This window comes from Enterococcus sp. 2STP (assembly GCF_032465635.1).
Classification (GTDB): domain Bacteria; phylum Bacillota; class Bacilli; order Lactobacillales; family Enterococcaceae; genus Enterococcus_B; species Enterococcus_B lactis.
Genome location: NZ_JAWDJH010000002.1, coordinates 1 through 8,850 on the forward strand (window position 1 = coordinate 1; position 8,850 = coordinate 8,850).

General features: G+C 31.8%; 8 protein-coding genes. 7 read left to right on the top strand and 1 reads right to left on the bottom strand.

Features of this window, described 5'->3' with window-relative positions; translation table 11 throughout:
* The first annotated feature begins 273 nt into the window (after positions 1-273).
* The 7 genes from RWU19_RS00420 to RWU19_RS00450 all read left to right on the top strand — a co-directional run bounded on the left by RWU19_RS00420 (position 274) and on the right by RWU19_RS00450 (position 7,629).
* On the top strand, positions 274-1,740 hold the full coding sequence (locus tag RWU19_RS00420; RefSeq protein ID WP_123853118.1) for a helix-turn-helix domain-containing protein: 1,467 nt from the start codon (positions 274-276) through the stop codon (positions 1,738-1,740).
* A gap of 162 nt (positions 1,741-1,902) precedes the next feature.
* On the top strand, positions 1,903-2,562 hold the full coding sequence (locus RWU19_RS00425; protein ID WP_123838270.1) for a WxL domain-containing protein: 660 nt from the start codon (positions 1,903-1,905) through the stop codon (positions 2,560-2,562).
* Positions 2,549-3,583: a DUF916 and DUF3324 domain-containing protein gene (locus RWU19_RS00430; RefSeq protein ID WP_070770676.1), complete on the top strand. Its 1,035-nt coding sequence runs from the start codon at positions 2,549-2,551 to the stop codon at positions 3,581-3,583. Before RWU19_RS00425 ends, RWU19_RS00430 begins: the two co-directional genes overlap by 14 nt.
* 139 nt (positions 3,584-3,722) lie before the next feature.
* Positions 3,723-4,040 (top strand): LPXTG cell wall anchor domain-containing protein, encoded by a 318-nt coding sequence (locus tag RWU19_RS00435; RefSeq protein WP_123838269.1) that lies wholly within the window; start codon positions 3,723-3,725, stop codon positions 4,038-4,040.
* On the top strand, positions 4,027-6,123 hold the full coding sequence (locus RWU19_RS00440) for a hypothetical protein (RefSeq protein ID WP_316002609.1): 2,097 nt from the start codon (positions 4,027-4,029) through the stop codon (positions 6,121-6,123). Before RWU19_RS00435 ends, RWU19_RS00440 begins: the two co-directional genes overlap by 14 nt.
* A gap of 331 nt (positions 6,124-6,454) precedes the next feature.
* Positions 6,455-6,688, top strand: coding sequence for a hypothetical protein (locus RWU19_RS00445; protein ID WP_002320351.1), 234 nt, complete (start codon positions 6,455-6,457; stop codon positions 6,686-6,688).
* Positions 6,676-7,629, top strand: a complete 954-nt coding sequence (locus RWU19_RS00450; RefSeq protein ID WP_002320350.1) for an SPFH domain-containing protein — start codon at positions 6,676-6,678, stop codon at positions 7,627-7,629. The genes RWU19_RS00445 and RWU19_RS00450 overlap by 13 nt, the downstream gene beginning before the upstream one ends.
* A gap of 292 nt (positions 7,630-7,921) precedes the next feature.
* Here the strand turns inward: RWU19_RS00450 and RWU19_RS00455 are convergent, their stop codons facing one another.
* Positions 7,922-8,761 (bottom strand): type II CAAX endopeptidase family protein, encoded by an 840-nt coding sequence (locus RWU19_RS00455; RefSeq protein WP_316032178.1) that lies wholly within the window; start codon positions 8,759-8,761, stop codon positions 7,922-7,924.
* Between the last annotated feature and the right edge of the window lie 89 nt (positions 8,762-8,850).

Consider the following 8,850-nt stretch of genomic DNA (forward strand, 5'->3'; position numbering starts at 1 on the left):
CTATATTTCAGAAAAAAAATTAAACTAGATTATAATAATTCTTCATGTGAAAATGAAAACAATTACAGCTATAATGGACATTTTAAGATAAAACAATTATGAAATCGATATCCGTTTATATACTTATCATAAGCTAGAAGCAAATAACTAGCCTATGTAGGTAAGTGAGATTATATTTATTAAAAGGCTTCTTTTGTTCGATCAGTTATAGTCGAGCGAGAGAAGTTTATTCTTTGATTAAAATAAACAAAAGTAACTTATTGAGGTGAAATGATGCAAACTTTTTTAACTAAAACATCTTTCAAAAAAGTAGTTTTATTAGATTATTTGTTAGAAAAAGACAATTGGTGTGCAATGGAAGAACTTAGAAATTTACTTAATGTTACGGAGAAGTCAGTCTTACATTATATAGAAGAACTAGAGGATTTATTTAAGCAATATAATGGGAATATCCTTCTGAAAAATGAAGATAATAAACGCTTTTTCATAAAAAAAGAGAAAGATTTTCCTATTTATAATATTTATCTTCATTTTTATAAAGCTTCCTATAATTATCATTTGATTGATTTTATGTATAGATATCCCAGAAGTGTTCTAAAAGATTTTGCTAAAGAGCAATTTACTAGTATATCTACTGTTTTCAGATATGCGAAGCTCTTAATTCCCTATTTTAGGCGATATCATATAGCATTTCATCCATTTCAGTTAGAATTGAATGCATCAGAGGCAAACATTCGTAGCTTTTTTTATTATTTCTATTGGAATTCTACACGTGAAAGTAGTGATAAGTGGCCATTTCATATCGAACAAAAGGAAATAGAGAAGTATATAGTTGCTTTTGAGGGGATTTATGATATTACGTTAACTATTTTTCAAAAACGTGTATTTTCTTTTTGGTTAGCCATTAACATAGAAAGAAGCTCATTTAGAAAAGTACGAGTAGATAATGAATATAAATCAGTTATCTCAGATGATCCGCATTTTAATCTTTTGAAGAAGTGGTCAAAACAAATCAATCTTTCTTTTAACAGCGATGAACTGTGTTTCCTTTATCGAATAATTTATTCTTTTGGAGTAATTGATGGAAATGCAATATATGAAAATAGTCATGCATATGCACATCAGCGACAAAATACTTGTTCTTATCGAGCAGTTAAGAATTTGGAGAAAGTTTTACAAAGCATGTTCCGTTTTTCTTTAGATATAAAGGATCCAGAACTCATATTCAATTTTATTGCGTTTCATGAAAGAAGTTATCTATTTTATGGTAATCCAGATCTTTTTTTTAATCGTTCGTATATCGAAGAAATGAAAGAAGAAGATCCTCGAGTGTATCACATAATGGAAAAACTCAAAAAAGAATTACAAGCAAATGCGGATTTGGACGTATCGAAGAAATTAGAAAACTGGGCACAATTATTTTTGGATTATTATTATGTGTTAGATTATTATGATTTATTTTTAACAAATGTTAAACCGATTAAGATTTTAATACAAGATGATTTACACCATACCCATCGGTTATGGTTAATGAATAAAATTAATTTGTATTTTGGGCATTCTTATGTTTTTGCTTTTTATGATTACAGGACAAATATATCTGAAGTAGATTTGGTTATTTCTAATTACTACATCGACACTGGAAAAACGCCATTACTGTTAATGAAAAATATACCTACCGAAAGAAACTGGCGTTTGTTCGAGAAAACGATTTATCAATTAAAAAAAGAAAAAAGCTAGCTTTCTTATGAAAAACAGCTAGCTTATTTGAATGGATCATCTAGTTTGCTTTCTAATTTTTTCTTTATTTTGGAAAATAGTTGAACTAGATAAAAAGTACTGGACATGTCAAAATTATTTTAGATCAAATTAGATCTATTATTATTTAGGAGGAATTATAAAATGAAGAAAACAATGATCACAACTGCTGCGTTAGGTTTGTTAGCAGTAACTTCTTCGGGAAGTATGGTTTCTGCAGATATGATATCAGGGACAACTAATAAGACAGACGTTACTTTGACGGAAGGATCTGGAACAGATGTCACACCAGTTGTGCCAGATGACACGCACGATGATGATCCAAGTACAGGAGACGTTGGTTCTTTATCGATTCCATTTGCATCTAATATCACATTTGGCCAACAAGAAATCCAACAGGGAGATACGGATTACTATGCATTGAATAAAAAACCGCATGTACAAGTAAACGATACTCGTGGAGGAGCAAAAGGCTGGACATTGGGAGTTACCATTTCTCCATTTATTGGAGAAAATGGGAAAGAGTTAACTGGAGCGAAGATGTCTTTGACAAATGGTCGGGTAGTAACTAAAGATAATACTTCTGAAGCTCCTAAATTAGCCAATCAAACTTTTGATTTAAATGAAGCTTATCAAGACGTGATGCTTGCTAAAGAAGGACAGGGAGCCGGAGCTTTTGCTGCAGTTTTTGAAGGAAAAGATGGGCATAATGAAAACGTGAAGCTTCATGTACCACGAGCTGGGGTAGAGGCACAAAGCTATACAGCTGACTTGACTTGGGTGTTGTCTGATGCTCCAGCATAATGTCCGAAAAGGGTGGGGGAGAAGCTTTCCCCTCTTTTTTGTTGGTATAGTATTCTTTGCTTTATTCTATTTGTCTACAAACATATTCGCAGATTCAAACAAGGTATCTTTTGATGCACAAGCTATTTTACCAGATAATCAGCAGTCAGAAGCAAGTTATTATGATCTAAAGGTGACACCTGGCGCCACACAAGATTTATCACTAAAATTGAAAAACACTACTGCCAAACAAATAAAAGTAGTGGTAGAAGCCAATAATGCTTGTACCAATAAAAATGGAGCAATCGATTATTCTAACCATGAGGCTAAGTTATTGGGAAAACCTGTATTCCAGGATTTAATTTCTAAATCACAGACGATCACATTGAAGCCTTCTGAGGAACGTGATGTGACCTTTCAATTGAAAATCCCAGAGAAAGGTTTTGAAGGAACCATTTTAGGAGGATTTTATTGCTATGAAGATACAAAAGGAAAAGAAGAAAAAAATGAAGGTTTTAGTCTAAAGAATAAGTTTGCATATACAATCGGTGTAAAGCTAGTTTGTTCAGATAAAAAAGTAGAACCAGGATTTGCTTTAACGAAGGTTAAACCCGGGTTAGAGAATGGCTATTTGACTCTTTTTGCCAATTTAGAAAATTCAGAGCCTGTACTTAAAAGCAAAATGGATCTACATGCAGTTATCAAGAAAAAAGGGGAAAAAGAAGCGTTACATGAATTCAACCAAAAAGTGTCTTTTGCACCACGCACACAATTTCAGATTCCTTTTAATTTGAATAATGAGCCACTGAAAAAAGGAACCTATGAATTAAGTATTCAGTTAAAAGATGATTCAGATAAAAAATGGACACTCTATAAAGAATTCGTAATCAAAGGAGAGGACGAAACGCTCAACAAAGAGGCAGTGGAAGTAAATAAAGAAAATAACGATCATTCTTTATTCTATATTCTTTTAGTTCTTTGTTTGATCATTATCATCAGTTTAATTGGGTATATTACTAAGTTACGACGAAAAAATCCATAAAAGTAGTTGAATCATTTTTTTAGATTGTGAAGTGGGGAAACGATCTTAAAAAATGTGTGAATAATTCATATATATAATAGATGATTTGGATAACTTTCTATAAAAATGATTGTATAAAAGATGTAGAAAGGAGACAAAAATGAAAAAAAATTTAACAATTATTTGTCTGGGATTGCTGATTGGGGCAGCAATCCCAGTGTCTGCATCAGCTGATGATCAAACAACTAGTAGGGTAGGAATTACTTTTTACCAGTCTACTAATAAGGTAGTACCTATGAAAAAAATAGTTGTACCTGATAAGATAGATCAGATTGCGCCAAGAGAATATAACCAATTGTTACCTAAAACAAATGATAAACAAAACTGGTTTATGAATATAACTGGTATAAGCCTCCTAATACTACTATACTATCTAAAAAAATTTTTATTAGCAGGTGAACAAGATGAAAAAAAATAAGCAGGTTATATTATTATTGCTATTTTTTAGTGGCTTCTTGTTTTTCACATCTCAAGGAGTAGAAGCAGCGCCGCGACCTTTAACAGATTTAGGATATTTCCATTGGGCAAATCAGGCAAAAACACCCGCAGACAACACTTTTATAATGCATTACAACGATAATCTTTCAATAGAGCCAATAGAAGGGAAAGCTAATACAAGCTTTATAGAAGTCAACCGTAACACTAATAAAAGTAAGGCATTAGTAAAAAATGTAGGATTTTATAAAGGGAAAAAAGTAAATTTACTAATAACTTTGGAACGAAATAAAGGAAACTTAAATGGGGGCTCTATTTATTTAACCAAAGATGATTTTTTAAGAATTTATATTTATGGAGAAATGATTGTAACTTATGACTTTTTAGATGAGGATAATCAGCCTCTGACATTGGAAACTGCATTTAATTATAGTGGCTTAAATCAAAATAAATATATCGGTTTTTTATCTCCTGGAACTTTGATCAAAGGGCTGTATGCTAATAATCCTACGAATATCTTATATGATGTTTGGGATGGAGGGCCAGATGATTATTGGGTATATTTTGAAAACCCAACAGGAGGAGGAGCTTGGGCAGTTGATCCAAGGCAAGATTTGGAACTAACAACAAAACCAATTTCTAACGTAAAATTTGTCATCCATAATAATGATTCAACTACTTCTTCGATAAAGTACAGAACAGATTTTTTAGCTGAACCAGAGTTTCCTGTAGCTTACGGAGTAGATTCTTCATTTGAGAAAGCAAATCAGGACATTTATTTAAGCGCACAGCAAACGATTCCTAATATAGAAAAATGGGAAAAAAATAAATCAATGGAGTTACGTTTTAATTTACAAAAAATTTATTCGACCCATCAATATTCTTTTAAGGAAGCAAAAGTAACTAATCTCAATGGTGATGATTTAACAGACTTGTTTAAAATAAGCAATGAACCAAACGGTAATGTCGCTTTAGTGATAAACAATTTAAATGACAAACGTTTATATGACACGGTGCTGCTATATGATATTAAACTAAACTGGAAAGGAATGGATTATCCTGTAGACATCGGTCTGATTAAAGATGGAAAGTTACCATTATCATTCGACATAAAGACATTGCTCAATGATCAACCACTAGGAGAACAATCAGGGAAAAGTTCTGTAAATTACAAAGGTAAAATAATCATTCCTTTTCTAGATGAGAAAGATAATATCTTACAATCACCTTTAGTTAAAGAGGGAATCGTCACCACTCCGTATGATGTTTCAAAAGATTATCCTGAAATAAAAGGATATTATCCTATAAAAAACAGTTCCAAAGATACAGGAATTTATTTACCAGATGAACAGACGATTGTTCATAGATATAAGAAAGGCGAGCCAATACAATTTGAATTACTAGATAAAGAAGATCCCTTATATGTATCTCGCTTCACTAAAGATAGAGAAATTACGTTTAATTTTTCACATAAAGCTAACGAAAAGATTTATTTGATGGCTAAATGTGGGAAAGAAGAAATAACTTTGGAAAAATATTCTGAAGCGGCTGAAACAGTAAAGAATCGTACTTTCCATTTTAAAGCACCAGAAAAATGGTTGGGTCAACAAGTCTCATTTTATTTAAAAGATGAAGAAGGCCGTGTTTCTCAAGAGGAAGTAAGAACGATTCAAACAGAACCAAGTCCCCAACTCACACTTCCTGAAGATATTAATTTTGGGGTGAAAGAAATACCATCCATGAATACTGTTTCTTCGCTAGAAGAAGGAAATATTTTTAAAGTAGAAGACAATAGCAAATTAGATAAGAGCTTATGGACCATTAAACTGTCTGAAGAAACCCCATTAATGAATAGCCAAGGTAACAAACTTAATGACCGATTGTCTTTTACTACGTATGAAGGAAAAGAAGTTCATCTAAATTCTACGGAACAAATTATTTGGCAAGATAGTGGGAATGCAAAAGTCGATCTATCTGATAAACTGCATTTGAAACTACAGCCTTCGGACAACACAGGAAACTATAGTGGTATATTAAAATGGAATTTTGAAGATGCGCCAAATTAAAATAAGGGAGGGTTGGATGAGGAAAAAAATAGAGAGAAAAAATGGGAAATTAAAAAGAATTTCTATTAGGTGTATCTATTGTTTTTTTACTTTTGAATAGTTACTGAGGAAAACGGGTATATAGCGTTTAAGAAGTCCATGCATTGAATATGTATGGAAATCTTCATGCTATCATCAATGTATAAATGCTTTGCAGTATTATTCTATTACCATCTCTGTTAAACAATTCTTTCTAATTTTCTAACTTTTTTAATTCTAATCCTGACCATATTAAATTTTTTGGGATTTTTTTTTTAATATTTAATATATAATAAGAGGAAAGGAGGAGAATATGGCAGATTATTTAGAAAATAAGGTCATAGGAAAGTACTTTCGTTCACCTACTGATCAATTTTTAGGTATTATTCGTGTTTATGGTACTTATACAGAATACCGTGTAATAGAAGGAGTCCCTGAAAAGGATGCTATGCTAGAAATCATAGATGTTCAGTCCGGTGTGCTTCTTACAAGAGTGAATAATAGTTTATTTGTAAACGGAAGAGGGTATATAGAATGTTGGTTGTGAAAATAATCGTTGGAGTATTTGTTGTAGCTTTTCTTATCTGGTTATTGACTAGTACTGCAGTTGTTGTACGTCAAGGGGAAGTAAAAGTAGTAGAAAGTTTTGGTAAGTATGTAAAAACGTTGGAGCCAGGATTACATTTCCTTATTCCAATATTATATACTGTGCGCGAAAGAGTATCGCTAAAACAGATTCCTTTAGAAATAGAACCTCAAAGTGCTATTACAAAAGATAATGTAATGGTTGAGATCGACGAAGCTATCAAATATCATGTTACAGATGTTCGAGCATTTGTTTATGATAATGAAAATTCCGTAGTATCAATGATCCAAGATGCGCAATCGAATTTGCGTGGAATTATCGGGAAAATGGAGCTAAATGAAGTATTGAATGGTACTGAAGAAATTAATGCCTCTTTGTTTGCTTCAATTAAAGATATTACTTCTGGCTATGGTTTGGCAATCGATCGAATCAATATTGGGGAGATAAAGGTATCTAAAGAAATTGTTGAATCAATGAACAAATTGATAACAGCTTCAAGAGACAAAGAATCAATGATTACTCGTGCAGAAGGTGAGAAATCATCTGCGGTACTTAATGCTGAAGCTAATGCATCTAAAATGACCATTGATGCACAAGCAAGGGCACAACAAACCCAAATTGACGCAGAAGCAAGAGCAAAGCGCATTCGTATTGACGCAGAGGCAGAAGCTGATCGTATTGAAAAAATTACTGAAGCAGAGAAAAAAAGAATAATAATCTTAAATGAAGCGATCAAAAATAGTCAACTCGATGAGGTATCCTTATCTTATTTAGGAATAGAAGCATTTAAAGAGGTAGTTTCTAGTCAAACAAATACCATTATATTACCTTCTAACATGACGGAATTAGGCAATATCCCTGTAGCAAAACAGTTATGGGAGAAACAAATAAAGGGAAATTAATTATGGATTACATTTACGTTTTAAAATAGTATAAATCTTTATCTTACTTACATTGTTACTGAAAAGGTCAGTGATCCGTAACCTTGGATTTCATAGTTAGAGAAAAATCACTATTCTTTTTTATATTGTCAAAAAGTAATCTATACAATTCTCCCTTTCAAAAGTTAGTTTAACTATTGAGAGGGAGAATTTTTGCAATATAATACTTCTTGGATTTTTCGATCAACATTTCCTATCGTTATCAAATTGATACGTAACCTTAATTTCATAGATTGCTTTTTGAGAAAATATTTCACTCCAATTGTAATGGCTTATTAAAGATATCTCTTTTGCGCCATATCAATATAACTAGTATGATGAAAACAAATAAAGAAACGATTATGCTCATATAATCAATTGAGCTATGATAGATAGTTTGGAAAAGTATACCTTCGCTATCTTTTGGAGAGTTTGCTAAACCAAAAAAGTCCGACATAAAAAAATTATAGGCACCGTGAGAAGCTGCTGCAACCCAAGTATTAGAAAATAGAACTCTTAGTAAAGCCCATACCATACCAATTAAAAAATAGTCTATCAACTCTAGCGTAAATCCTCCTGCATTGCTCAGATGCATTAACATAAAAAATAAACTACTTACTACCACTCCCCATAAAAGATTAGTTTTTTCCGCGATCCCACCTAATACAAATCCTCGGCTAATTACTTCTTCTTGTGATCCTTGAGCTAGATAAAACACCATGCTTATTAGTAATGTAGACCAAGAAGATTTCGCAAAAACTTCTTGGAAATCAGCTCCGCCAATTAATACATAGCCGAATACAATAAAAGCAATTAAGAGACCTCCAATTAAATACCCTAAGATAAACTTTTTTAAGAAATCTTTTTTAGAAAAACCTAATATTCTGATATCTTTATATATTAACTTAGTTAATACTACAAAAAAGAAACTAATCATTAAAAAAAAGAAAACATCAAGTATCAAGCTAACTAATTGGTTTCCTTGCAGATTTGGAAATAGTTGTTCAAAAAAAACGGATTTTAAATAAATGGAAATAAACAAACCTAAAAAAGCGACAAAATAACTCAGAACAGGGGGGATTATAATAGCAATTGCTTTCTTCATGATTCTCATAAGTCAACCTCCTTTTTTATTTTATTCTAATTGAATAAACTTATTTAGTAAAACAATCTCTCTAATATACGTTTTATGATCTTATAAAC

What these genes read in the sequence shown, in the direction of transcription:
- RWU19_RS00445 (WP_002320351.1), top strand. Translation starts at nt 6,455, where the DNA reads ATGGCAGATTATTTAGAAAATAAGGTCATAGGAAAGTACTTTCGTTCA.
- RWU19_RS00430 (WP_070770676.1), top strand. Translation starts at nt 2,549, where the DNA reads ATGCTCCAGCATAATGTCCGAAAAGGGTGGGGGAGAAGCTTTCCCCTC.
- RWU19_RS00435 (WP_123838269.1), top strand. Translation starts at nt 3,723, where the DNA reads ATGAAAAAAAATTTAACAATTATTTGTCTGGGATTGCTGATTGGGGCA.
- RWU19_RS00425 (WP_123838270.1), top strand. Translation starts at nt 1,903, where the DNA reads ATGAAGAAAACAATGATCACAACTGCTGCGTTAGGTTTGTTAGCAGTA.
- RWU19_RS00440 (WP_316002609.1), top strand. Translation starts at nt 4,027, where the DNA reads ATGAAAAAAAATAAGCAGGTTATATTATTATTGCTATTTTTTAGTGGC.
- RWU19_RS00420 (WP_123853118.1), top strand. Translation starts at nt 274, where the DNA reads ATGCAAACTTTTTTAACTAAAACATCTTTCAAAAAAGTAGTTTTATTA.
- RWU19_RS00455 (WP_316032178.1), bottom strand. Translation starts at nt 8,761, where the DNA reads ATGAGAATCATGAAGAAAGCAATTGCTATTATAATCCCCCCTGTTCTG.
- RWU19_RS00450 (WP_002320350.1), top strand. Translation starts at nt 6,676, where the DNA reads ATGTTGGTTGTGAAAATAATCGTTGGAGTATTTGTTGTAGCTTTTCTT.